This window comes from Nonomuraea guangzhouensis, assembly GCF_019396345.1.
GTDB classification, from domain to species: Bacteria; Actinomycetota; Actinomycetes; order Streptosporangiales; family Streptosporangiaceae; genus Nonomuraea; species Nonomuraea guangzhouensis.
Map to the genome: position 1 here is coordinate 33,999 of NZ_JAHKRM010000034.1, position 22,653 is coordinate 56,651.

The following is a 22,653-nucleotide window of genomic DNA, read 5'->3' on the forward strand; positions in this document are numbered from 1 at the left end:
ACACCGGCGCTGCGCCGAGCGCCGGTGATCGCCGCGGGCCGTCGACCGGACCGCGGCGATGTGGCTCAGCCGGTGTAGTCGGTGGTGTGGGTGTCGCCGGTGGTCGGCCACAAGTACTTGCCGTTGTCGGCGGTAGAGAAGGCGGTGTTGTCGTCCCCTGTACGCGCCTGGATGAGATTGTTGCGCCAGGTGGAGCCGCGAGCCGATCCGCCCCAGATATTGCCGTACAGGAAGCCGTACAACTGATCGAGTTCGGCCGAGAAGACGTTGCCGGTGACGGTGATGTTGGTGGCGTTGTTGATGTCGCCGATGTGCAGGGCGTAACCCCAGCCGGACACATAGTTGTTCGTGACCGAGATGTTGTCGTAGACGCCATCGCCCTGCATGGCCAGAGCATTGGTATTACCCAAAGAGGCCAGGGTGTTGTGGTCGACGATCATTGGACCGCCATTGCCTTCACTCTGCGGGCCGATGCCGTCATGGTGATAGACGTCATGCGACGTATCAGCCATGTCATGAATGTAATTGTTCGTCCAGGTCGACGGGCGTCCCGGGAATCCCGTCACCATCTCCAGGCCCGCGTTGCCCCAGATGTCGTTGTGGTCCATGACCGCGACGGCTTCCTTCATCGTCGTGGCCAACTGCCACGATTTGTCGAAAGGCGTGCCCGGCGTGGTATGGGATGACGAGACGGTGCCGTCGTTGCCCGGAGGCATCGAATAGGAGCTGGGCTTGAGCGTCGAATACAGGAATTTGACGTTGGTGTCCGAGTAGATCTGAATGAGATTGTCATTCGGATCGGTGCCCTCGAACAAGCAGCCGACGAACGTAAGATTATCGCCGTAGATGACCACCTTCAACGCCAGGAAACGCGTGAAGGAGATGACGCTGTTGTCCGGATAGCGCAGCGTCAACGGCTTGCTGGCACTCATGTTCGCGGCATAGTCGGTGAGCTTGCCCGGGTACGCGCCCAGGCCCAGTCCGCCGGCGTTGGCCGGAGTGTTGGCATAGCCGGTGTTCGAGAAGTCCGGCCAATACCCGGAACCGTCATTGGGCCGTGCGTCGATGGCCGCGACGCTCTTGACCGGCACGGACGCGCGAGATTCGGCGCCGGCGGTGGAGGCGGATGCCATCAGCGCGAAAGCGGCCGCGACGGCGACGGTCGCGCGGACGAGGGGAGAACGGCGGAGTTTGGATAAGGCTCCGCGAGATGATGTCTTGATGTCGTGCTCCGAGGTAGTCAAGACTCCCGTGCGGCTCAGGAGTGGCCACGCGTGACCGGGACGTTATCAACCTTTCACAAGAGCCGTCAATAATCGCACTCTGCGACTGGTCAACCGCCTGCGGTAACGCCGCTTTCCCCTGCGCTATATGGATTTCACCCACGAACGAGCCTTGTTGATGGGCATCGCCAGCTCGTCCTGCACCAGGCGTACGGCCTCATCTTCGTCGCCGCGCACCTTGAGCTGGCGAACGCGACCGGTGATGTCCATGGCCCGCATCGGATCCGTGTACTTGTGTATGCGTCGTTGCCGCAGGACCCTGACCAGCTGCACCACCCAAACAATGATGAAGCCGATAAAGAGTCCGCCGAAGATGAGATGGATCGCCGTATCCAGCACGGAGTGATCATAAGTTGGGCCGCCGGCTCCCAGGAGTTTCGGCGCGGGCATTCGCCCAGCTCACACCGAAGCTTTGCTTTTGGCGGGGTCCGGGTGACCGCCCGAGGTTCACCATGCGGACGTCTGGCTGCCCCCGATGGGAGACTCCACCGTCATTTCGGCATGTCGACATGGTCGCGAGACGCTTTCAGGGAAGGACCCGCGCCCATGACGATCGCTCTTGACACCGGCCGCTACACCGTTGGCATGGCCACGAGCGCCGCCGACGTACAGGCCGCCCAACGGCTCCGGCACCAGGTCTTCGGCGAGGAGATGGGGGCGCGGCTCGACAGCCCGGTCTCCGGCCTCGACGTGGACAGGTTCGACGCGTACTGCGACCACCTCCTGGTCCGCTACGACGACGAAGTGGTCGGTACGTACCGGCTGCTCCCCCCAGGGCGGATGGACCGGCTGTACGCCGACGCCGAGTTCGACCTGGCCAACCTCGCGCCCATCAGGAAGAACCTGGTCGAGGCAGGACGCACCTGCGTGCATCCCGATCACCGAGGTGGCGCGGTGGTCGGCCTGATGTGGGCGGGCATCGCGCGCTACATGGTGAACGGCGGTCACAAGTGGCTGGCCGGTTGCTGCTCGGTACCCCTCGATGACCGGGGCGTGCTCGCGGCCGGTGTCGTCGACCGGGTGCCGCTGGGTCCGGTGGAGTACCGCGTGACGCCGCGCGACCCGTGGCGGCGGGGCCGGGGCGCGGTCGGTTCGGACAGGTTCGTGCCGCCCGCGCTGCTCCGCGGCTACCTGCGGCTGGGCTCCTGGGTGTGCGGGGCGCCCGCGCATGACCGCGACTTCGGCACCGCCGACTTCTTCGTCCTGCTCTCGATGGACAACGTGAACGCCCGTTACCTGCGGTACTTCCTGGGAGAGCCGCTGTGAGCTTCACCCCTCTACAGATCAACCCGTGGCTCCGGATGGGGCCGTGCTCCCCCGCTGCCTGCGTGGACGCCCCGGCCGCCGCCGTCGGCCCCGTCCACCGGGTGGCGCGGCTCCTCGCGACGTTCCTCGTCCTGCTCGCGGGCCTCACGATCTCCCTCGCCGCCTGTCGAGCCAGTACGGCCTGGCGGGCGGAGATCACGAAGTCGTGGGCGAGGTTGCTGCTGCGCGCGCTCGGCATCAGAGTCATGACCACGGCCGGCGACGCGTTCTTCGCGGAATCGCAGGCGGCGCCGTCCGCCCCTGGAGAGGGAGCTCTCCTCGTGGCCAACCACATCTCCTGGCTCGACCCGCTGGTCATGGCGGCCACGGTGCCGTCGCGCCCGCTGGCCAAGCGGGAGATCGGCGAATGGCCGCTCATCCGTACGCTGGCGGCGGGCTCCGGCGCGCTGTTCATCGACAGGGAACGACTCTCCGCCCTCCCGTCGGCCGTCGCGACGGTCGCGAACGCCCTCAGAGCGGGCGACACGGTGGTCGCGTTCCCCGAGGGCACGACGTGGTGCGGGCGTGGGATGGGGGAGTTCCGCCCGGCCGTCTTCCAGGCGGCGATCGACGCGGGCGCCGCGGTACGCCCGGCGGCGCTGCGCTACCGCGAGGGAGAGTCGACGTCGACCCGCGGCTGCTATGTCGGAGACGACTCGCTGCTCGCCTCGCTCCTGCGGGTGACCGCGACCCGGGGCCTGGTCGCCGAGGTGACCCTCTTCGCTCCCGTACGTCTCGCCCCCACCGGAAGACGCCACGAGGCCCGCGCCACGCTGGCCAGAATCGCCGAGGCGCAGGTCCGTAGTGGCGCAGTCGAAGCGCAGGTCCGTACCGACGCCGTCGAGGTCCCTCCGCGCCGCCAGCCTGTGGTTCACCGAAGCATTGCGATCCGATAAACCGCATAAAAAGCCACATATCGTACGGCCAGCATGGGCCGGCCCCACCCGCCGCACATGGCCCGGCTCCCTCCAGGGGAACGCTCCTCCGGCTCACGGGGCTGGGCGCCGTGACGTGCGCATCCTTGACCCCGGCCACCCCTTGGTTGCCCGTCGTCAGCAGACCACGGGCAACCAGGGGCCGCCCTATCGAGCCGAGGACGCGAGAGTGTCAGGCTTGTTGGTGATGATGCCGTCCACCCCATAGGCGATGAGGCGGCGTATGGTGTCGGGGTTGTCCACCGTCCAGGCGAAGACCGCCATCCCCAGGCTGTGGACGCGCCGGACGTACTGCGTGGAGAGATTGCCATACGGTGGGTTGATATGGCTGGCGTAGGCCGCCAGCTTCGGCAGGTCCGCGACGGACGGCGTGCCGAGCAGGCCGATGGGCACGTCAGGCATGGCGCGGTGGAATGTCCGCATCGATGCCCAGCTGAACGACTGCACGATGAGCCGGCCGGAGCTCAGCCACGAGGTGTTGCGCCGCAACTCGTCGGCGACGCGGCCTTCGATGCCCGGGTAGAGCGCGGGTTCCTTGATCTCCAGGAGCAGGCTGAGGCCGCTGCCGTCCATCTCGTGCAGCGTCTCTTCGAGGGTCGGCACGGGCTCGCCGTCGTACTTGTCGGCGAACCATGACCCGGCGTCCAGCTTGCGGATCTCCGCGAGCGTGAAGTCCCCGACCCGCCAGGGCGCCCGGCCCGGGAAGATCCGCTCGACGTCCGTGGTGCGGGAGAGCGTCGTGTCGTGCATCAGGACCAGGGCGTGGTCCTTGGTCTCCTGCACGTCGAGTTCGAACCCGTCGGCTCCCAGCTTTCCGGCCAGTTGGAAGGCGGCGATGGTGTTCTCGGGCGCGTACGCGGAGGCTCCGCGATGCGCGATGGCGGTGACGTCGGAGGCTTCGCGATGAGGGGTGATCGTCGACGGCGATACGGCGGAGGCTGTGGGGGATACGGCGGCGAGGGCGGCGAAGGAGATGACGACGATTGCTCCGAATGGACGGAACATGGGGCTCCTCGGGCTTGGGGAAGCAGCCGGAAATCCAAACTTGACAACCACGTGTGACGCGAAGTTGAGAAAAGGGCAACTCGTTGATGCCGGGAGGATGAGCATTGGGACACCGGGTTGTCCCGTCAGGCGCCCCCCGCCCACGACGCGCTCCTGACGCTCCAGCACGGCTTCGCGCAGCCGTTCCGGAGCGGTGTCGGCCGGGTCGACGGCGCGGTTGTACGGGATGCCGTGCGCCGACCTCCACACGTGGATGAGATCGGGGAGGGCGACAGCTCGTCGATGACCACATGGAGCCCCGATCCCGGCAGGACCGCGATCGATGCGTATGCGGCCTCCAGCATCGGGCGCCTTGCGGGCCCGCACCGGATCTCGACCATGGTAGCCCTCCGTGAGCGAACGAGTACCTGTCGTAACGGAAGCCTTCCCGGCTCAGCGGTCCGCCACGCCTGCCGCCTCCCCCCTTTGGCGATCCCCTGTTCGCGGGCTGGACGGCCCGGGTCGGCGGCGTCCCGCCCGCGCCGGCGGTGGCTCGAATGTCGTCCTGAGAGGTAGACCCAGCACTACTGCCTGCCCGCCCACCAGCGGATACCGTCGATCGCGTGTTGACGAGGACCGCGCTGGAAGCGCTGACTCAGCGGCCGCCGGTCTTCCTGCGGTCCGCCTGGCCGTGGCGCTCATTGGCGTACCTGCTGGCCGGTGCGGTTCCAGGCCTCGTGGTGTTCGCCGTCGTGGCGAACGGGCTGGTCTTCCGCCTGCCTCTGCTGGTGATCGCTGTTGTGCCGGCCGTGGTGGTGCTGGGCAGATCCCTGGTGGCCCGCTTCGAGCGGCTGCGCCTGCGGTTGGTGGACGGCGCCCCATTGCCGGAGACGCCCGACCGGGGCCGGCGGGAGATGGTGCTGACGCTCGTCACGGTGTTCGGGCTGTGGTGGATCGACCTGGTGGTGGTCGGGTTCACCACTGGCGGGCCGGTTGTCCTGATCCTGTCTCCTGTCGTCCAGCCCGACACGACCGGGCTCGTCGCCGGGGTGGCCGCGCTGGCTGGGGTGCTGCTGCTGCCGGTGGCCGCGTACACGCTCACCGCCTGGGCCGGCGCCCGAGGTGGCATGGTCCGGGCGATGCTGGCCCCGCCCGAGCTCAACGAGGTGCTCAGGTCGCGCGCCCGGCTGGTCGACGCGTTCGAGGCCGAGCGCCGAAGGATCGAACGCGACCTGCACGACGGCGCCCAGCAGCGGCTCGTCGCCCTGTCGATGACCCTCGGCCTGGCCAGACTGGACCTCGCCGACGACGACCCCGTCGGAAAACTGGTCGAACGGGCCCACGACCAGGCCAAACAGGCGCTGGCCGAGCTGCGCGAGCTGATCAGGGGCGTACACCCGCAGGTGCTGACGGACCGCGGCCTGCCCGCGGCCGTACGCGACCTGGCCGGCCGTTCGCCCGTTCCCGTCAACGTGCGCATCGACCTGACCTCTCACGCACGTGCACGTCAGGAACCGGCGCAACGTGCGCCCTGGAGAGCGGCGTTCGGTGGACCGGCGTCCGAGGGGCCGGTGTCCAGGGAGTCGGCACTCCAGAAAGCGGTGCCCGAGAAGCCGGACACCGACCTGACCCGCCGCTCCCCCTCGATCGAGGGCGTGACCGGCCACTCGCAAGCCCCTGTCGGTGGCGATTCGTCGGTCAGGCTGCCTGCGGCCGTCGAGGCCACCGCCTACTACGTGGTCGCCGAGGCCCTCGCGAACGTCGCCAAGCACGCCCAGGCCACGAAGGTCACGATCAACGGTCACCTGGAGAAAGACCGGCTGGTCGTCGAGATCCACGACGACGGATGCGGCGGCGCCGACCCGGCCAGGGGGACCGGGCTCACCGGCCTGGCCGACAGGCTCGCCGTGGTCGGCGGGAGACTGTCTCTGTCCAGCCCGGTGGGCGGTCCGACCCTGATGCGAGTGGAGATCCCGTGCGCGTAGTGATCGCCGAGGACGCCGTCCTCCTGCGCGAGGGCCTGGCCGGACTGCTCGAACGTTTCGGCCACACCGTCGTCGCCGCGGTAGGCGACGCGTCCGCGCTGGTCGAGGCCGTGACCGAGCACCGGCCCGACGCGGTGGTGACCGATGTGCGGATGCCGCCCGGGTTCGCGGACGAGGGACTGCGGGCCGCGCTGGAGCTGCGCGGGAAGGACCCGGGGCTGGCGGTGCTGGTGCTCAGCCAGTACGTCGAGCAGACGTACGCGGCCGAGCTGCTCGACTCGGAAGGCGGCGCCGGCGTCGGCTACCTGCTCAAAGACCGGATCGGTGACGTACGCGAGTTCGTCGACGCGCTCGATCGGGTGGCGGCGGGTGGCACGGTCGTCGATCCCGAGGTGGTGCGTCAACTCCTGAGACGCCGCCGCGATCCCCTCCAGCGACTGACCCCACGGGAACAGGAGGTGCTCGCGCTGATCGCCGAGGGCCGCTCGAACGCCTCGGTCGCGCGGGAACTGTTCGTCACCGAGGCCGCCGTGGCCAAGCACATCGCGGGCATCTTCACCAAGCTGGACCTGCCACCGGCGGCCGACAACCACCGCCGGGTGCTGGCCGTACTGGCGTATCTGCGGACCTGATCGGACCGCGACCCTGCGGGGCTGGTCAGGGCGCGACGCAGGGCTCGTCTATGCGCGGCTGATCAGGCCGCGACTTTCCACCTCCCGGTCAAGCGCACCGGCCCACCGCCTCACCGGTCCGTCGCGAGCGCGTACGGCACTTCGGTGTCGATCATGGCCTGAAAGCCCCATGCCAGGTCGCGTTCCTAAGTAGAGTTCTAGCAGCGTCCCGACATGAGATTCAGGATCGAGCGATGAACGAGCAGTGGCGGGAAATCGGCGACCGGGTCTACGTCCGGCGCCACAAGTCATTCGACATGAACGTCGGCCTGATCGTCGGAGACGACCACTGCTTAGTGCTCGACACGCGCGTCTCCCACCGCGAGGCCACCGACCTGATCGAGGCGATCAGGCGGATCACCACCAGCCCATGGACGGTCGTCAACACCCACTCCCACTTCGACCACTACTTCGGCAACGCGATGTTCCTGCCGGGCGAGATCTGGGGTCACTCCAGGTGTGCCGAGGAGATCGAGCTGCACGGCGAGCAGCAGCGGGCGACGTGGATCGAGCTCCTGCCCGCGGACCGGCGGGCGGAGCTGGAAGAGGTGGAGATCGTCGCGCCTGACCACACGTTCACCTCCACGGCCACGCTCGACATCGGCGGCCGGGCCGTGCACCTGCGCCACTTCGGTCTCGGCCACAGCAGCAACGACATCGTCGCGCACGTGCCCGACGCCGGGGTGGTGTTCGCCGGTGACCTGATCGAAGAGGGCGCGCCGCCGGCCTTCAGTGACTCCTACCCACTCGACTGGCCCGTCACGGTCGCCGCGATGCTGGCCGAGCTGCCCGAGCAGGTGATCGTGCCGGGGCACGGCGCGGTGGTCGATCGTGCCTTCGCCCTCGCCCAGCAGGCCGAGCTGGTCGCCGTGGCCGAGCTCGCCACGCGGGCGCACGTGGAGGGCCTGCGCGACCTCATCACCCGTTTCCCGTACCCGGAGGACGTCGCCAGGCAGGCCATCGAACGGGCCTTCCTGCAGCTCGACAGCCAGCTGGCGTAGCCGAAGCCTGGACAGCCGTGCTGCCCCCTTCTATATTGCATATTGCACTATAGAAGGAGGCATCATGGCACGACGCCATGACCTGGTGGGGCTGACAGTGCTCGCCATGCTCTCGGTACGTGCCAGCCACCCGTACGAGCTGCACCGCTTCATCATCGACACGCACAAGGACTACGTGACCGGGCTGCCGCGCAGCCTCTACCACGCGGTCGAACGCCTGGCCAAGGACGAGCTGATCGTGCCCGCGAAGACCGACCGCGAAGGCCGCCGGCCCGAGCGGACGGTCTACGAGATCACCGACGACGGCCGCCAGGAGCTGGCGACGAGGCTGTGCAGGCTGGTGGAGCAGCCGGACCCCGACCGGCGCACGCTGGTGGCCGCCGTGTCCCTGCTCGGCGCGCTGGAGGTGCCCGACGCCAAGCGGGCGCTACGCACGCGTACGGCCTCCGTCGAGGGGACGATCAGCGGGATCGACGCGCACCGGCGGGCGATGGCCGACAGCGGCCTGCCGGAGATGCTCATGCTCAAGCTGGAATGCGAGCAGGCTCTCTACAAGGCCGAGCTGGCCTGGCTGCGCGACCTGCTCGACCGGCTGGACAAGGGCGAGCTCGACTGGACGGGCACGGTCAGGCGGTCGCTGATGGAGCAAGCGCTGGAAAGTCAAGTGCTGGAAAGTTGAGTGGCCGCCGGGGTGCGCCAACACCCCAGCGGCCGGAAATCCGAACAAGGCGCCTGCCCTGTCCAGGACTCGCAGTCTCAGGATAGGCGCCGCGACGACAGGAGCTGTGCCATGTCCACCGAGATCAAGGACCTTCTCACCAGGCTCGCCGAAGCCTGGAACTCCGGCGACGCCACGGCCTATGCCGAGCTGTTCACCGAGGACGCCGACTACATCACCTTCTTCGGCCTGCACCTCCAGGGCCGGGAGGCCATCGAGGTCACCCATCGGCAGCTGTTCCAGAGTCCCATCAAGCTGACCGGAGGCGGTGGCGAGCCGTTCATCAAGCCGCTGGGGGACGGAGCCGCGCTGGTGATCTCCGGTGGCGGCTCGACCGTCGACGGGCGGCCCGACCCGAGCCGCGATTCGATCGTCACCTTCACCGCCGTCAGCACGCCCGGCGGCTGGCGCTTCGCCTCGTTCCAGAACACCCGGGTGGGCCGGCCATGAAGCGAGCACTGCTGGCCGAGGCGTCCGGGGTGGTCGAGGCGCCGCCCGAGCGGGTGCGCGAGGCGCTGGTCAAGAACCTGCTACCCCACGGCGTGCCTGGAGAGGGCCGGTTCACCGTCGAGGACCAGCCGGGCCACACCTCGACCGTCGAGGTCACCGACCGCTCGATCGCCTACCAGGGCGGCTGGTGGTATCGGGGCGAATGGTGGCATTCAAGGCACCCGCAGGGCACCCTCGTCGTCCACCAGGTCTACAACGTCGCGGAGTGGATGCGCTGGGCCGTACCACTGGCGAACCGGTTCTTCATCGGCTTCGACGACGCCACTCGCGAGAGCTTCGCCAAGGGGCTCGCCCGGATAGGAAAGGACTTGGGCTGCTCCATACGCCTCGCTTAGGCTGCCGCCCATGAGCCTGGAATGGGCACCCCTGAACAAGGACGACGCCGGGCCCCTCGCCGAGCTGGCCGCCGCCATCGAGGCCGAGGACCGGACCAGCGAGCACTTCAGCCTCGAAGACGTCATCGGACACCTGGCGAACCCGCTGCTCGACCTGGCCGAGGGCACGCTCGCGGCCAGGGACGGGCAGCGGCTGATCGCCTACGGTTACCTGCCGGTCAAGGGGGTGCGGGACGGCGTGCACGCGATGTTCCTCCGCGCCGGAGTCCACCCCGCCTTCCGCGGGCGGGGACATGGTGGGCGGGTTCTCGACTGGGCGATCGAGGCGGCGCCGGAGCTGCATGAGCGGGCCCACCCCGGCAAGGGGCTGGAGCTGCAGACCGGCATCCTGCAGGAGAACACCGCGGCGGCGGCGCTGCTCGAACGCAAGGGGTTCGCCGCCACGCGCTGGTTCGCCCAGATGCGTCGTGACCTGTCGGGGGAGCCGCCCCAGGTGCGGGTGCCCGATGGGATTGACTTCGTCACGTACACGCCGGAATTGGAGGAGGACGCCCGGCGGGTGCGCAACGAGTCGTTCCGCGACCACTGGGGCAGCGGGCCGCACACCGCGGAGAGCTGGCGGCACAACATCACCGGCAGCCACGGCTTCCAGCCCGAATCGTCCTTCGTGGCCCGCGCGGGGGACGAGGCGGTCGCCATCGTGATGACCCATCACCATGAGGCGGCAACGGCCGCGACCGGCGTGCGTACGGCCTGGATCGACATCATCGGCACGCTGCGGGAGTGGCGCGGCAAGGGTGTGGCGGCCGGCCTGATCGCGCACGCGCTCACCGCGTTCAAGGAGCAGGGGTACGACCGGGCGGGCCTGAGTGTCGACGCCGACAACCCCACGGGAGCTGTCGGCGTCTACACCCGCGCCGGGTTCGAGGTCTACCAGCGCGCTACGGCGTACTCGCTGACGATCAGGCCAGCGTGATCTTGCCCTTCACCAGCTTGATCTTCTTGGGGGCGAGCGCACGCTTGGCCGGGCCACGGACCACCTTGCCCGTGGTGGCGCTGAACTGGCTACCGTGACACGGGCAATGGATCTTGCCGCCGCTGACGCTGGCCACCGTGCAGCCCTGGTGGGTGCATACGGCGCTGAAGCACTTGAAGACGCCCTTCTTCGGTTGGGTGATCACGTACTTGCCCTTAACGATCTTTCCCTTGCCGACCGGGATGCTCTTGGCGCTGGCCAGAACCGGACCGGCGGCCTCCTCTTCCGCCTCGGCGGGCTGTGTCCACAGGAAAACGACTCCTGCCGCGCCCGCGGCGCCACCTCGGGTGATCAGTGCACGACGTGTGAGCATGATTGCCTCCTTCAACTATCCACACGCTGAGATGTGGCTAGTGGTTCAGAGGAAATCTTGCGATAAATCCGCCTTCTTCGGCTATGAGCGTGCCGCCGTGCAGCGATGCGATGTCCCGCGCGATCGGCAGTCCGAGCCCGGCGCCGCCGACATCCCTGGCCCGCGCCTCGTCCAGCCTGGTGAACCGGTCGAACACCGCCTCCCGCTCCCCCTCCGGGATCCCCGGCCCGTCGTCGAGCACGCGGAGCACGGCCTGGCCGTCCTCCCCGTGCACCCGCACCCGTACGAATGTCGCGGCGTGCCGTACCGCGTTGTCCACCAAGTTGGTCACCAGGCGGGCCAGGTGCGCGCGCGACCCCTGGAAGACCACGTCGGGCTCGACGTCCAGCTCCATCCGCAGCTCCGGCCGCCGCTTGATGCGCAGCGACTCCTCCGCCGCGACCTGGCCGAGATCGAGGTCGCCCGTACGCAGCGGCTCACCCGCGTCGAGCTTGGCCAGCAGGAGCAGGTCGGCGGCCAGCGACTGGAGACGGTCCACGTCGGCGAGCGCCTCGGCGGTCAGCTCGGTCGGTTCGGCCAGCTCCAGTCGGGCCCGCAGCGTGGCGATCGGGCTGCGCAGCTCGTGCGCCGCGTCGGCGACGAACCGCTTGTGCGTCTCGACGGCCGTCTCCAGCCGGTCGAGCGTACCGTTCACGGTGGTCGCCAGGGCGGCGATCTCGTCGCCCGACCGGGGTACGGGCACCCGCTGGTGCAGGTCGCGGGCCGTGATGTCGGCCACCTTGGCCCTGATGGCCGCGACCGGGGCGAGCGTGCGGCCGACCGAGAACCAGGTCATGCCCGCCACCACGAGCAGCAGCGCGGGCACGCCGGGCAGGAGGGCACCGTTGAGCGTCGCCAGCGCCTGGTCGGCACCGGCGAGCGAGGCCCTGGCCCAGAGCATCCCCGACCCGGTGGACGTCGACACGGGCATGCCGGCGACGGCGAACGCGTCATCCTCCGCCCAGCTCCCCACCGGCACCGCCCGCGTGGCCGTGATCATGACATCCAGATCGGCCATCCGCACCACACCATCCGCGTCTGCCGTCCGCCCGGTCAGCATGTCGCTGTAGCTGCGGACCTTGCCGGCCGTGGCGGGTTCGCCGCAGGGGCGGGCCGGGCCGGTCACGGTGGGCCCATCAGACGTATGGACCTTGCTGGTCGCAGTGGGTTCGCCGGACGGGCGGACCTTGCTGGTCGTGGCGGGATCGGGCGTGGGGCCCTTGCCGGTCGTGGCGGGTTCGCCGGGCTTGCGGACTGGATCGGTCGTGGCGGTGTCGCTGGACGGGCGGACCTTGCGGGTCGTGGCGGGTGCCCTGCAGGCGCGGACGAAATCGGTCGTCGTGAGTTCGCCGGACGTGCGCGCCAGGCCGGTCGCGCCCTGGCGCGGTTCGGTGCTCAGTGCGATGGTCTGCGCGTACGGCGCCGCGGCCACGGCCTTCCTGGCCGCCTCCTCGTCCGCGCTGCTCCGCAGGCTGCCCCGCAACGCCATCACCAGCACGAGGGCCGCCAGCCCCAGCGCCACGGCCACCACCAGCGTCGCCGCCGCGGTCGCGCGCAGCCGCACCGACGCCAGCCCCATCGGCAGCCGCCCCGCGAGCCGCTCACCAACCCGCCCCGTCAGCCGCCTCCACCGCGAAGCCCCGCGATCCCGTCCTGAAGCCAGCCGAGCCAGCCTTGAAAGCCGGATCCGCCCCGAAAGCCACGAGGTCATGCCGCCTCCAGCCGATACCCGGCGCCACGCACCGTCACCAAGGTCGTCCTGCCGAACGGATGGTCGATCTTCCGGCGTAGCGCGCTGATGTACACCTCCACGATGTTCGGATCGCCGTCATACGCGAAGTCCCACGCCTGCGCCAGCAGTTCGCTCTTGGACACCACCTCACCGGCCCGCCGCGCCAGCCCATGAAGCACCGCGAACTCCTTCGGCGTCAGCGCGATCTGCACCTCTCCCCGGCGGCAGCGTAACCCGGCCGGATCGACGACCAGGTCGCCGACCGTGATCGTCACCGGCCGCTCGTGTCCGCCCCTCCGTACCAGTGCGCGCAGCCTGGCCAGCAGCACCACGTACGAGAACGGCTTGGCCAGGTAGTCGTCCGCGCCCGTGTCGAGCGCCTCGGCCTCGTCGTAGATGCCGTCCTTGGCGGTGAGCATCATGATCGGCGTCCAGTTGCCGGCCTCGCGTAATCGGGAACACACCGTGTAGCCGTTCAGCCTGGGCAGCATCACGTCGAGCACGATCACGTCGTACGTGTTCTCCGAGGCCATCCAGAGCCCGTCGCGCCCGTCATAGGCCACGTCGACGGCGAACCCCTCACCGGCCAGGCCACCCTTGACCAGATCGGCCAGCCGCTGCTCGTCCTCCACCAGTAGCACTCGCACACCGGCCAGAGTGCCGCACGCCACCTAAAGCCAACCTGAAGATCGTTTCGGCTGTCTTCAGGATCACTTCAGGTACGGCGGGCCAGGCTCGGGGCGTCCGATCGTTTCCAGCAAGGAGATTCCATGTTCAAGCGACGTCTCGCGGTACTCGGTGCGGTGGGCGTGCTCGTGCTCACGGCCCTGGGCGGCTCCGCGATGGCCGACGAGGCTCCGTCGACGGTCCCGGGCGCCAAGGTGACGTGTACCACGAGCGACGGCAAATCCATCGAATTCGCGCGGGCGAAGGCCGTGGCGGCGCCCGATGAGGTGTCGAAGGCGGCGGCGCCTGAGGGGATCGCGGTCACCCGCACCGACGACGGCCAGATCGAGATCAAGGAGCTCACGAAGGGGGAGGTCTTGGAGGCGGTCCCGGCCATGCCCGCCACCCCCGCCGACGATAAGGGGTTCACCGCCGCCGAGCCGACCGGCGGCGCCGTGAAGCTGGAGAGGCTCACCACCCAGAGCGGCACACCGCTCGAGACGCTCAGCGTCAAGTGTGAGTCGAAGTAGGTGAGGCCGCGCCCGCCGTAGCACCGGGGGTGTACGGCGGGCGCGCACTCACTCGGCGAACGACGGGTGCGGCCCCAGCGCCCAGTACTCGAACAGGCCGTGCCCCACGAGCCCGTCGTACTCGAAACGGCCCACGGCGTCGACCATCCCCCACATCTTGGCCGCGTCGTCAGGCAGCGTGTACGTGACGCCCTGCACGACCGGCCCGGGACCCTGGTACATCCCGTGCTTCCAGTCCGGCTCCAGGCCGTAACCGGTGCCGACCATGAGGTGGACCGGCAGCACGGGTGTGCAGCGCACGTCGAACGCCTTGCCGCCCGGCGGTGAGAACGTGATCGTGGCCTCGACGACGTCACGGGTGCCGGGGGCGTAGACGGGGTGGTACTCGGGCCGGCCCAGGTACTCCTCCTCGCGCCCGTCGGACCAGACCCGGGTGGCCTCCTCCAGCACCCGGCGGCCCTTCTCGTCCTCCTGGACGATGCAGAGGATCGCATGGTCGTCGAACCTCATGGGCGCGTACAGCCAGTAGAAGGTGCCCGCGTTCTTCGTCTGGATGCCCGGCGGCTCGGGCTCGCCGACGGGCCTGATGCCCCAGGACCGGTCGCGGGCGCCCTGCCATCGGTCCGGGGTGACCGGTATGTCCACGTCGTCGATGCGGATGTGGCCGGACCAGAGCCCGGTCTGCGCCAGCCGGATGGAGTCGAAGATGACCCGCTCCTGCCAGCGGACGAAGTGCCGTGGCTCGAGCGTCGCCGGGATCGTGCCCTCCCAGGTGAGATCGAAGGACAGGCCATGCTCGTTGGGCTCCAGGATGATCTGGAGTCGTTTGAGCCCTTCGATGACCTTCACCTGGAACGGGCCGATCTCGGTGTTCATCCGGTCGGCGCCGAGTTCGCGCGAGGCCCGGACGACGCGGTGCAGGTTCCCGTAGCGGACGCAGGCGAAGGCGTCGGTGACGCCCAGGTTCGGGTACTGGCCGGCGCCGACGAGCAGCATGAGCTCGTCGGTGCCCGCGTGGCAGTTGAAGTAGTAGCGGTCGTAGAAGTTGCGGTCGGAGGTCGCCACGTGCCGCATGACCTGGGCCGCCTGGTGGATGGGGTAGTCGTCGAGCGGGGACAGCGCCATGCCGCTCGTTGTAGCAAGCGCTTGGTATAGGAGTCAACAAGGAACGCGAAGTGCGCCCCCCGCTCGATCGAGCGAGGGGCGCGCCTTCGTGCGGATCATGACATCTTGCGCGATGTCTCGTCCGCCTTGTCGGACACCGTGGACGCCATCCCTTCGGTGGCGCCCGCGGCCTTGTCCGCCGTGTCGCCGGCCCAGCGCGACGCGTCCGCGGCCGAGTCCTTCATGTGCTCGGTCCACTGCTGGGCGTTACGCCGGTAGAACAAATAACCGATCGTGCCCACAGCGAGACCCGTCATCAGGATCATGACCGGCCACTGCCGCGACCTGCGCGGCGTGGGATCGATCTTGTCGGCCGCGGTGGCCAGCATGGCGCTGACCTTGGGAGCGAGCTGATCCTCGACCCGATGCGCGGCCTCCTCGAGCCTCGGTGCCGCCCAGTAGCGGGCATCCTCGATGCGCTGGGCGGTGACCACCTTGGCCTGATCCGCCATCGGCGCCATTTGCCGGCCGGTTCGCACGGCCCGGGCCTTCATACGGCCCATCCACGTGGGTGGGACTACGATGACCACGCGGCGATTTCTCCGTGTCAGGGACACAACAACCTCCCCTGCTTGATGGGGCCCCGAGCCTGACCTGCCCGTAGCGGAGCGGCTCAATCATGGCCGTCCATGGCAGGATGGCTCCCGAGGCCTACGGCCGTCGTCATCGAATCACCGCAAAACCAACCTTGTGCATAGAGGGGGGCTGCTATCTCGTGGCCGAGAAACTGATCGCAAACCTGCAGACAAATCGCGGAAATATCAAGATAGAACTCTTCCCGAACCAGGCTCCCAAGACGGTCCGCAACTTCGTCGAGCTCGCCGAAGGCGGCCGTGAGTGGACCCACCCGGGCACCGGCGAGAGGAGCACCGGCCGTTACTACGACGGCACGATCTTCCACCGGGTGATCCCCGGCTTCATGATCCAGGGCGGCGACCCGCTGGGTGAGGGCATCGGCGGCCCGGGCTACGACTTCGACGACGAGATCCACCCGGATCTCTACTTCAACCGCCCTTACCTGCTGGCCATGGCCAATGCCGGCATCCGGTTCGGCAAGGGCACCAACGGTTCGCAGTTCTTCGTCACGGTGGTGCCCACGCCGCATCTCAACGGCAAGCACACCATCTTCGGCGAGGTGATCGAGGGCCAGGACATCGTCGACGCGATCGCCAAGACGCCGACCGGCCAGCGCGACAAGCCGATCGACGAGGTGGTCCTGGAGTCGGTCACGATCGACCGCGTCCAGGGCTGACCAGAGCGCACGGGGCGGGCTGCACGGGCTAGCGCGGCAGTGTCGCGCAGGCCGTAGGCTGCGGTCATGACCAGCCAGCCGCCCAGCCCGCCCCCGCAGCCCGAGCAGCCCGCGGAGGCCGTGCCGACGTGCTACCGGCATCCGGGGAAAGAGACCTGGGTCCGTTGCCAGCGCTGTGAGCGCCCCATCTGCCCCGACTGCATGCGCGACGCCGCCGTGGGCTTCCAGTGCCCCGAGTGCGTGGCCGAGGGCAATCGAGGGCTACGGCAGGCGCGGTCGGCCTTCGGCGGCAGCGTGGTCGACACCCCATACGTGACGTGGGCGCTGCTGGCCCTCAACGTGCTCGTCTTCGGCGCCCAATACCTGACGGGCGAGACGGTCACCAGCGCGCTGGCCATGCGGCCGTACGAGGTCGTCGCGCAGGAGGAGTATTACCGGCTGATCACCTCGGCGTTCGTGCACGGCGGGGTGTTCCACATCCTGTTCAACTGCTGGGCGCTCTACGTCGTCGGCCCCTATCTGGAGCGGGCCTTCGGGCACACCCGCTACCTGGGCATCTACCTGATCAGCGCGCTGGGCGGCTCGGTGCTCGGCTACTGGCTGGACCCGCTCAACCACTTCACGGTGGGCGCGTCAGGGGCGATCTTCGGCCTGTTCGGCGCCGTGTTCGTCCTGGGGCGCAGGCTGAACATGGACGTACGCGGCATCGCCGTGCTGATCGTGATCAACCTAGTGATCACTTTCGTGGTCCCAGGCATCAGCTGGACCGGCCACATCGGCGGACTCATCACCGGATCAGCCCTCGCCGGGGCCCTGGCCTACGCTCCCAAGAGCAACAGGACCCTCTGGCAGGTGCTGACGGTCGTGGGAGCGCTGGCCATCCTCGTCGTGCTCGTGGCCGTCAGATCCTCGGCCATCCTGAGCGGCGTCGCGGGCTGACTTCCCCAGGGTGTGGAAAAACTGTGGAAAAAACTAACGCCAGCGGGTGGAAAGCACCACCCCGAAGATGATGAAAACAAACCCGATCAGCAGATTCCAGTTGTGGAGATCGCCGATGAAGGGCGCCCCGGGAGCCACGTAGTAGACGGCTATCCACAGGATGCCGATGATCCACGACACCACCATGGTGGGCGCCAGCCAGCGGGGGCTGACCGTGACCTGCTGGGACTTCTGCGGCGGCGTGTAAACCGCCTTCTTGCGAGCCTTGGACTTGGGCACTGGAAACTCCTGCTGGGCGCCTGGGCATCCGGATTGTCCGCAGGCTATTCGTTGAGCGTAGTTGAAGCGTGCCCAGGATAGTCGCCACGCGCACGAGATGGCGATCCCCGGGCATCGGGTTGGGGCGCGCTTACGCTGAGTGAGTGAGGGCCGTGCTGCGGGCCGCGGGGGAGCTGACCATCACCGCGGGCCTGATCCTGTTGCTGTTCTGCGCCTACCTGCTCTGGGGGACGGGCGTCTACACCCAGCGCATGCAAGTGCAGTTGCAGCAGGAGCTGGGCGAGAGACATGTGCTCCCGAAGATCGAGTTGGGCCAAGCCGTGGCCATGCTGCGCATCCCGAGGTTCGGGCGCGACTACCACTACGCCGTGGTGGAGGGCGTGGACACCGAGCATCTGAAGAAGGGCCCGGGCCACTACCCCGGCACCGCCCTCCCCGGACAGATCGGAAATTTCGTCGTATCTGGGCATCGGACCACGTATCTGGCGCCGTTCAACCGGATCGACCAGCTCAAACGCGACGACGAGATCATCATCGACACCGCTGAGGCCCGCTACACCTACCGGGTGACCGCGCAGCACATCGTGGAACCCGACGAGGTCGACGTGCTCAGCCCGGTGCCCGGCAAGCCCGATGCCAGGCCCACCAGAGCCTTCATCACACTGTCGACCTGCCACCCCGAATACTCCGCCGCCCAGCGGCTCATCGTGTCCGGCGTGCTGAAGAACACCGAACTCAGGAAGGAATGACATGTACGGATGGCTCTGGCGCGGCCTGCCGGGCGGCACGGGTGCCAAGCTGCTGGCGGCCGCCCTGCTGGTCGCCGCGGCGGTGGCCGTACTCTGGTATGCCGTGTTCCCGCTTCTCGAACCCGTGGTGACGCTCGACGAGGTGACCGTTCGGAAATGACCCGTGTGCTGGTCGTGGACAACCATGACAGTTTCGTCCACACCATCGTCCAATACCTGCGCGAGCTGGGCGCCACGTGCGAGGTGCGCCCGCGCGACGACGTCCGCGTGGGCGACGCCGACGGCTTCGACGGCGTCCTGGTGAGCCCGGGCCCCGGCACGCCTGAGGCGGCGGGCGTGAGCGTCCCCCTGGTGCGTCACGCGGCCCTGCGTGGCCTGCCGCTGCTCGGGGTCTGCCTCGGGCACCAGGCGATCGGCCTGGCCTACGGTGCCACCGTGTCGCGGGCGCCGGAGCTCGTCCACGGCCGGACCAGCGCGGTGTCGCACGACGGGCTCGGGGTGTTCGCCGGGCTCCCCTCGCCGGTGCGGATGACCCGCTACCACTCGCTGGCCGTACGGCCCGACACGGTGCCCGCCGAGCTCGACGTGACCGCGCACACCGCCGACGGCGTCATCATGGGCCTGAGGCACCGTACGGCGCCCATCGAGGGTGTGCAGTTCCATCCCGAGTCGGTGCTGTCGGAGCATGGCCACCAACTGCTCGGCAACTGGCTGCGCGGGATCGTGTAACACTCGCCCGCCGCCGTACGACAGACAGATGAGCGTCCCCGCCGTTGCCCCCGAGCGGCGGGGGCGCTCTTTGACGTTCCCACCCCTGACAAACGCCAGGGCCGCCCTCCCGGTGCGGGAGGGCGGCCCTGGCGGGCGGCTAGGGGGTCAGCCCAGGTCGCCGTCGTCGATCGGTGAGTCGTCGGTCGGCTGTGTGTCGTCCGTTGGCTCGTCCGTAGGCTGCTGCGGGTCGTCCGTGGGCTGGTCCGTCGGCTGTGGCTGCTCCGTCGGCTGCTGCTCGGGACCCGTGGACACCACGATCGTCACGGTGGTGCCGGGGTTGACCTTGGCGCCGGCTTCGGGGCTCTGCTGGACGACCGTGCCCTGCGGCTGGTCGCTCGACTGCTGGTCCACCTTCCACTTGAAGCCCGCTCCCTTGAGCGTCTTGATGGCCTCCTGCTGGGTCAGGCCGATCACGCTGGGGATGTCGGAAAGAGCCTTGGGCACGTAGAGGATGACCGTGCCGTCCTTGTCGACCTCCTCGCCGGCCTTGGGGTCGGTCTCGATGACCTTGTCCTGCGGCTTGCTGGAGATCTTGGTCTTGATCGAGCTGGTCAGCCCGGCTTCCTCAAGGATCTTGGTGGCTTCCTCGGTCGTGGCGCCGACGAGCCCCTCGGGAACCTTCACCTTCGGCGGCCCCTTGGACACGATCAGTTTGACCGTCGAGCCCTTCGCCACCTCGGTGTCCTGGGCGGGATCAGTCTTGATCACCGTGCCCTTGTCGAATTCGGCGTTGGCCTCCTGCACCACCTCGGGCGTCAGGCCCAGAGCGGTGAGCTGGGCCTGGGCGGCCTTCCAGTTCTGTGTGGAGAGCGCGGGGATCTTGATCCCCCCGGTGGGCTTGTCGCCGCCGCTGCTGAACACCGCGTAACCGATGCCGATGAACGCCCCGATGATCAGCAGCGGGACGATGATCCAGGCCGCGGTCTTGAGCGCCTGGTTGCCGCCGCTGTTGGACGCCCGCCGTCGGCCGCCACGGCCGGTGTGCCCGTCGTCGTACTCGTACGGCGGGACCGCGCGGGTGCCCTGAGTGGCCGGGCCGGTGGCGGCCTGGGTGGCCGTCATCATGCGGGTGCCCGCGCCGTAGTTGCTGGTCATCGCCATCGTCTGGGCGTCGACCGGCTGGCCGGACATCGCCCGCTGGATGTCGGCCCGCATCTCGCCCGCGTTCTGATAGCGATGCGCGGGGTCCTTGGCCATGGCCTTCAGCACGATCGCGTCGCACCACGCGGGGATCTCGGGGTCGATCTGCGACGGCGGGATCGGCTCCTCACGCACGTGCTGGTAGGCGATCGCCACGGGGGAGTCGCCGGTGAACGGCGGCTGACCGGTGAGCAGTTCGTAGAACACGCAACCGGTGGAGTAGATGTCGCTGCGGGCGTCGACCCGCTCGCCGCGGGCCTGCTCGGGCGACAGGTATTGGGCGGTCCCTATCACCTGCGCGGTCTGCGTCATCGTCGCGGCCGAGTCGGCCATCGCGCGGGCGATGCCGAAGTCCATCACCTTGACGTCGCCGTTGCGGGTGATCATGACGTTGGCGGGCTTGATGTCGCGGTGGACGATGCCGCCGCGGTGGCTGTAGTCGAGCGCCCGCAGGATGCCGTCGACGAGCTCGGCCGCCCGCTCCGGCAGCAGCCGGCGGTCGGCCCTCAACAGGTCGCGCAGCGTCCTGCCGTCGACGTACTCCATCACGATGTAGGGCACGGGGGCGCCCTCGCTGACGTCCTCGCCGGTGTCGTAGACCGCGACGACGGCGGGGTGGTTCAGCGAAGCCGCGGACTGCGCCTCACGCCGGAAACGGGCCTGGAAGGTGTGATCGCGCGCCAAATCCGAGCGGAGAGTCTTGATCGCGACTATGCGGTCCAGCCGGATGTCTCGGGCGCGATAGACCTCGGCCATGCCGCCGCGCCCGACGACGCCGTCGAGCTCGTAGCGACCTCCGAGTCGCCGAGGCTGAGTCATTTCCTGCACTGTCCCTTACCGTTCATCTTGGGTACCGGCCTGCTCGGGGGGGACGCCGGTGTCCATCATCGACCCCGTGGCCCATCACGTCTTCTCCTTCGGCGGGTTTGTTACCCCGGGGTCAGGCGAAGTGCTTGGTGTCGGACTTTTCGGTGTCGTGGTGGGCGTTGGGGTTGGTGTGGGAGTCGGTGTCCGGGTGGTCGGCGTCGGCTTGGGGGTTGGCTTCTTCGTTGGACTTGCCGACACGCTTACCGTAGCCGACCGTGAGGGTACCGGCCTCTTCGACTTCACCGTAATCACCGGCGGTCGTCGAGTATGAGGTCTGGCCCGCGGAGACTTCGAGGTCGGAGCCTGGCTCGCCGACTCCGACGGGTCGGCCACGCTGGGCGGGGCGGGCACCGCGTCGCGGTCCATGAACGTCAAGGCGCCGAGCCCGACGGCGGCGGCGCATCCCGCGCTGGCGACCAGCGCCATCGTCAGCCTGCCCCTGCGACGGCGCGGTCGGGTGATCGAGCCGGGGGGCGGCGCGTGCATCGTCGCCGCGTGGTCGGCGGGCAGCGCGGACGCCGTGCCGTAAGGCTCGCCCGCCGAGCCGCCGAAGTTGTCGGTGGTGTGTTCGGTCTGCGGCTGCCGCACCCGGAAGCCCGCCGGGTCGGTGAGCATGCTGAGCTCGGTGGCCGATCTGTGGCCGGCCAGCGACTGGCGCAGCATGTGGGCGCGGTCGGCGACGTCCATCGCCGAGGCCGGCCGGTGCCGCGGGTCCTTGATCAGCAGCGTCATGACCAGCTCGCGCACCGCCGTGGGCACGTCGGCGCCGAGCGGTGGCGGCGGCTCGTTGAGGTGCATGAGCGCGATCGCCACCTGGCCCTCGGCCTGGAACGGCGTACGCCCCGACAGGCACTCGTAGGCCACCACGCCCAGCGAGTAGAGGTCGGTCGAGGGGGTGAGCGGCAGACCCTGCGCCTGCTCCGGGCTGACGTATTGGGCGGTGCCGAGCACGGTGCCCGTCAGCGTCACCGGAGCCGCCTCCACGGCGCGGGCGATGCCGAAGTCGGTCACCTTGATGGTGCCCTCGGAGGTGACGAGCAGGTTGCCCGGCTTGATGTCGCGGTGGATGACCCCCGCCGAGTGGGCGGCGTGCAGCGCCTTGGCCGTCTGGTGCACCACGTCGAGCGCCACTTCGGGGCCGAGCGCGCCGTTGCGGGCCAGGATGGCGGACAGCGGCTCGCCGTGCACCAGCTCCATCACCAGGTAGGCCAGGTCGCTCTGCTCGCCGTAGTCGAAGATCTGCGCGATGCCGGAGTCGCCCAGGGCGGCCGTGATCCTGGCCTCGTTGCGGAAGCGGCTGCGGAAGGTGGGGTCGGCCTGGATGTGGCTGCGCAGCACCTTGACGGCGACCTCGCGGCCGAGCAGCTCGTCCCGGGCACGCCAGACGTCCCCCATACCGCCCGAGGCGATGCGGGAGAGCAGAAGGTAGCGGTTACCGAGCCGCATGAT

26 protein-coding genes are annotated in these 22,653 nt (G+C 68.8%); 15 read left to right on the top strand and 11 right to left on the bottom strand.

Annotation, left to right across the window (positions count from 1 at the left end):
* Positions 1-65 precede the first annotated feature (65 nt).
* Positions 66-1,244 carry a hypothetical protein gene (locus KME78_RS49565; protein ID WP_219536980.1) on the bottom strand — a complete coding sequence of 393 codons (1,179 nt, stop codon included), beginning with the start codon at positions 1,242-1,244 and terminating at the stop codon, positions 66-68.
* Between the two features lie 123 nt (positions 1,245-1,367).
* Positions 1,368-1,622, bottom strand: a complete 255-nt coding sequence (locus KME78_RS49570; protein WP_219536981.1) for a hypothetical protein — start codon at positions 1,620-1,622, stop codon at positions 1,368-1,370.
* A gap of 207 nt (positions 1,623-1,829) precedes the next feature.
* Between KME78_RS49570 and KME78_RS49575 the strand changes: the two genes are divergently transcribed.
* Positions 1,830-2,549, top strand: coding sequence for a GNAT family N-acetyltransferase (locus KME78_RS49575; RefSeq protein ID WP_219536982.1), 720 nt, complete (start codon positions 1,830-1,832; stop codon positions 2,547-2,549).
* Positions 2,546-3,484: a lysophospholipid acyltransferase family protein gene (locus KME78_RS65390; protein WP_219536983.1), complete on the top strand. Its 939-nt coding sequence runs from the start codon at positions 2,546-2,548 to the stop codon at positions 3,482-3,484. The genes KME78_RS49575 and KME78_RS65390 overlap by 4 nt, the downstream gene beginning before the upstream one ends.
* A gap of 186 nt (positions 3,485-3,670) precedes the next feature.
* Here KME78_RS65390 and KME78_RS49585 read toward each other — a convergent pair whose 3' ends face one another.
* Positions 3,671-4,528 carry a glycerophosphodiester phosphodiesterase gene (locus tag KME78_RS49585; RefSeq protein WP_219536984.1) on the bottom strand — a complete coding sequence of 286 codons (858 nt, stop codon included), beginning with the start codon at positions 4,526-4,528 and terminating at the stop codon, positions 3,671-3,673.
* A 602-nt stretch (positions 4,529-5,130) separates the two neighbouring features.
* Between KME78_RS49585 and KME78_RS65395 the strand changes: the two genes are divergently transcribed.
* The 7 genes from KME78_RS65395 to KME78_RS49620 all read left to right on the top strand — a co-directional run bounded on the left by KME78_RS65395 (position 5,131) and on the right by KME78_RS49620 (position 10,703).
* A complete protein-coding gene (locus tag KME78_RS65395; RefSeq protein WP_308127424.1) occupies positions 5,131-6,492 on the top strand; it encodes a sensor histidine kinase in 1,362 nt (453 codons plus the stop codon).
* Complete coding sequence (locus KME78_RS49595) at positions 6,483-7,124, top strand: response regulator (protein WP_308127425.1); 642 nt, start codon at positions 6,483-6,485, stop codon at positions 7,122-7,124. Before KME78_RS65395 ends, KME78_RS49595 begins: the two co-directional genes overlap by 10 nt.
* A gap of 233 nt (positions 7,125-7,357) precedes the next feature.
* On the top strand, positions 7,358-8,164 hold the full coding sequence (locus KME78_RS49600; protein ID WP_219536986.1) for an MBL fold metallo-hydrolase: 807 nt from the start codon (positions 7,358-7,360) through the stop codon (positions 8,162-8,164).
* A 64-nt stretch (positions 8,165-8,228) separates the two neighbouring features.
* Positions 8,229-8,843, top strand: coding sequence for a PadR family transcriptional regulator (locus KME78_RS49605; protein WP_219536987.1), 615 nt, complete (start codon positions 8,229-8,231; stop codon positions 8,841-8,843).
* Positions 8,844-8,954: 111 nt separating this feature from the next.
* Positions 8,955-9,332, top strand: coding sequence for an SgcJ/EcaC family oxidoreductase (locus KME78_RS49610; protein ID WP_219536988.1), 378 nt, complete (start codon positions 8,955-8,957; stop codon positions 9,330-9,332).
* Positions 9,329-9,727, top strand: a complete 399-nt coding sequence (locus tag KME78_RS49615; protein WP_219536989.1) for a hypothetical protein — start codon at positions 9,329-9,331, stop codon at positions 9,725-9,727. The genes KME78_RS49610 and KME78_RS49615 overlap by 4 nt, the downstream gene beginning before the upstream one ends.
* Positions 9,728-9,737: 10 nt before the next feature.
* Positions 9,738-10,703 carry a GNAT family N-acetyltransferase gene (locus KME78_RS49620; protein ID WP_219536990.1) on the top strand — a complete coding sequence of 322 codons (966 nt, stop codon included), beginning with the start codon at positions 9,738-9,740 and terminating at the stop codon, positions 10,701-10,703.
* On the opposite strand, the gene KME78_RS49625 is transcribed toward KME78_RS49620, so the two are convergent.
* From KME78_RS49625 to KME78_RS49635, 3 genes are all read right to left on the bottom strand, one after another.
* Positions 10,690-11,076, bottom strand: a complete 387-nt coding sequence (locus KME78_RS49625) for a Rieske (2Fe-2S) protein (protein ID WP_219536991.1) — start codon at positions 11,074-11,076, stop codon at positions 10,690-10,692. The genes KME78_RS49620 and KME78_RS49625 overlap by 14 nt on opposite strands.
* Before the next feature lie 37 nt (positions 11,077-11,113).
* Complete coding sequence (locus KME78_RS49630; RefSeq protein WP_246653754.1) at positions 11,114-12,694, bottom strand: ATP-binding protein; 1,581 nt, start codon at positions 12,692-12,694, stop codon at positions 11,114-11,116.
* 128 nt (positions 12,695-12,822) lie between these two features.
* Complete coding sequence (locus KME78_RS49635; RefSeq protein ID WP_219536992.1) at positions 12,823-13,494, bottom strand: response regulator transcription factor; 672 nt, start codon at positions 13,492-13,494, stop codon at positions 12,823-12,825.
* 123 nt (positions 13,495-13,617) lie between these two features.
* On the opposite strand from KME78_RS49635, the gene KME78_RS49640 reads away from it, so the two are divergent.
* Complete coding sequence (locus KME78_RS49640) at positions 13,618-14,043, top strand: hypothetical protein (RefSeq protein WP_219536993.1); 426 nt, start codon at positions 13,618-13,620, stop codon at positions 14,041-14,043.
* 48 nt (positions 14,044-14,091) lie between these two features.
* Here KME78_RS49640 and KME78_RS49645 read toward each other — a convergent pair whose 3' ends face one another.
* Together KME78_RS49645 and KME78_RS49650 are read right to left on the bottom strand one after the other, a co-directional pair.
* Positions 14,092-15,168 carry an Rv3169 family protein gene (locus tag KME78_RS49645; RefSeq protein WP_219536994.1) on the bottom strand — a complete coding sequence of 359 codons (1,077 nt, stop codon included), beginning with the start codon at positions 15,166-15,168 and terminating at the stop codon, positions 14,092-14,094.
* A gap of 95 nt (positions 15,169-15,263) precedes the next feature.
* A complete protein-coding gene (locus KME78_RS49650) occupies positions 15,264-15,659 on the bottom strand; it encodes a hypothetical protein (RefSeq protein ID WP_219536995.1) in 396 nt (131 codons plus the stop codon).
* A gap of 263 nt (positions 15,660-15,922) precedes the next feature.
* On the opposite strand from KME78_RS49650, the gene KME78_RS49655 reads away from it, so the two are divergent.
* Together KME78_RS49655 and KME78_RS49660 are read left to right on the top strand one after the other, a co-directional pair.
* Complete coding sequence (locus KME78_RS49655) at positions 15,923-16,459, top strand: peptidylprolyl isomerase (protein WP_443687884.1); 537 nt, start codon at positions 15,923-15,925, stop codon at positions 16,457-16,459.
* Positions 16,460-16,525: 66 nt separating this feature from the next.
* A complete protein-coding gene (locus KME78_RS49660; RefSeq protein ID WP_219536997.1) occupies positions 16,526-17,398 on the top strand; it encodes a rhomboid family intramembrane serine protease in 873 nt (290 codons plus the stop codon).
* Between the two features lie 33 nt (positions 17,399-17,431).
* On the opposite strand, the gene KME78_RS49665 is transcribed toward KME78_RS49660, so the two are convergent.
* Positions 17,432-17,677, bottom strand: coding sequence for a cell division protein CrgA (locus KME78_RS49665; protein ID WP_219536998.1), 246 nt, complete (start codon positions 17,675-17,677; stop codon positions 17,432-17,434).
* 143 nt (positions 17,678-17,820) lie between these two features.
* Here KME78_RS49665 and KME78_RS49670 point away from each other — a divergent pair, with 143 nt between their 5' ends.
* From KME78_RS49670 to KME78_RS49680, 3 genes are read left to right on the top strand one after another with little or no spacing between them, the layout of a single operon-like run.
* Positions 17,821-18,426, top strand: a complete 606-nt coding sequence (locus tag KME78_RS49670; RefSeq protein WP_219536999.1) for a class E sortase — start codon at positions 17,821-17,823, stop codon at positions 18,424-18,426.
* A 1-nt stretch (position 18,427) separates the two neighbouring features.
* The gene (locus KME78_RS49675) at positions 18,428-18,586 is read left to right on the top strand and encodes a hypothetical protein (RefSeq protein WP_219537000.1); all 159 of its coding nucleotides are present in this window, start codon (positions 18,428-18,430) and stop codon (positions 18,584-18,586) included.
* Complete coding sequence (locus KME78_RS49680) at positions 18,583-19,155, top strand: anthranilate synthase component II (RefSeq protein WP_219537001.1); 573 nt, start codon at positions 18,583-18,585, stop codon at positions 19,153-19,155. Before KME78_RS49675 ends, KME78_RS49680 begins: the two co-directional genes overlap by 4 nt.
* 147 nt (positions 19,156-19,302) lie before the next feature.
* Here KME78_RS49680 and pknB read toward each other — a convergent pair whose 3' ends face one another.
* Together pknB and KME78_RS49690 are read right to left on the bottom strand one after the other, a co-directional pair.
* Positions 19,303-21,156, bottom strand: coding sequence for a Stk1 family PASTA domain-containing Ser/Thr kinase (gene pknB / locus KME78_RS49685; RefSeq protein WP_219537002.1), 1,854 nt, complete (start codon positions 21,154-21,156; stop codon positions 19,303-19,305).
* A gap of 84 nt (positions 21,157-21,240) precedes the next feature.
* Positions 21,241-22,650 carry a serine/threonine-protein kinase gene (locus KME78_RS49690; RefSeq protein WP_219537003.1) on the bottom strand — a complete coding sequence of 470 codons (1,410 nt, stop codon included), beginning with the start codon at positions 22,648-22,650 and terminating at the stop codon, positions 21,241-21,243.
* Between the last annotated feature and the right edge of the window lie 3 nt (positions 22,651-22,653).

Coding starts and splice junctions, on each gene's coding strand:
- KME78_RS49625 (WP_219536991.1), bottom strand. CDS start 11,076: ATGCTCACACGTCGTGCACTGATCACCCGAGGTGGCGCCGCGGGCGCG.
- KME78_RS49615 (WP_219536989.1), top strand. CDS start 9,329: ATGAAGCGAGCACTGCTGGCCGAGGCGTCCGGGGTGGTCGAGGCGCCG.
- KME78_RS49620 (WP_219536990.1), top strand. CDS start 9,738: ATGAGCCTGGAATGGGCACCCCTGAACAAGGACGACGCCGGGCCCCTC.
- KME78_RS49600 (WP_219536986.1), top strand. CDS start 7,358: ATGAACGAGCAGTGGCGGGAAATCGGCGACCGGGTCTACGTCCGGCGC.
- KME78_RS49690 (WP_219537003.1), bottom strand. CDS start 22,650: ATGCGGCTCGGTAACCGCTACCTTCTGCTCTCCCGCATCGCCTCGGGC.
- KME78_RS49630 (WP_246653754.1), bottom strand. CDS start 12,694: ATGGGGCTGGCGTCGGTGCGGCTGCGCGCGACCGCGGCGGCGACGCTG.
- KME78_RS49575 (WP_219536982.1), top strand. CDS start 1,830: ATGACGATCGCTCTTGACACCGGCCGCTACACCGTTGGCATGGCCACG.
- KME78_RS49650 (WP_219536995.1), bottom strand. CDS start 15,659: ATGGCGGATCAGGCCAAGGTGGTCACCGCCCAGCGCATCGAGGATGCC.
- KME78_RS49675 (WP_219537000.1), top strand. CDS start 18,428: ATGTACGGATGGCTCTGGCGCGGCCTGCCGGGCGGCACGGGTGCCAAG.
- KME78_RS49610 (WP_219536988.1), top strand. CDS start 8,955: ATGTCCACCGAGATCAAGGACCTTCTCACCAGGCTCGCCGAAGCCTGG.
- pknB (WP_219537002.1), bottom strand. CDS start 21,156: ATGACTCAGCCTCGGCGACTCGGAGGTCGCTACGAGCTCGACGGCGTC.
- KME78_RS49640 (WP_219536993.1), top strand. CDS start 13,618: ATGTTCAAGCGACGTCTCGCGGTACTCGGTGCGGTGGGCGTGCTCGTG.
- KME78_RS49660 (WP_219536997.1), top strand. CDS start 16,526: ATGACCAGCCAGCCGCCCAGCCCGCCCCCGCAGCCCGAGCAGCCCGCG.
- KME78_RS49585 (WP_219536984.1), bottom strand. CDS start 4,528: ATGTTCCGTCCATTCGGAGCAATCGTCGTCATCTCCTTCGCCGCCCTC.
- KME78_RS49605 (WP_219536987.1), top strand. CDS start 8,229: ATGGCACGACGCCATGACCTGGTGGGGCTGACAGTGCTCGCCATGCTC.
- KME78_RS49645 (WP_219536994.1), bottom strand. CDS start 15,168: ATGGCGCTGTCCCCGCTCGACGACTACCCCATCCACCAGGCGGCCCAG.
- KME78_RS49680 (WP_219537001.1), top strand. CDS start 18,583: ATGACCCGTGTGCTGGTCGTGGACAACCATGACAGTTTCGTCCACACC.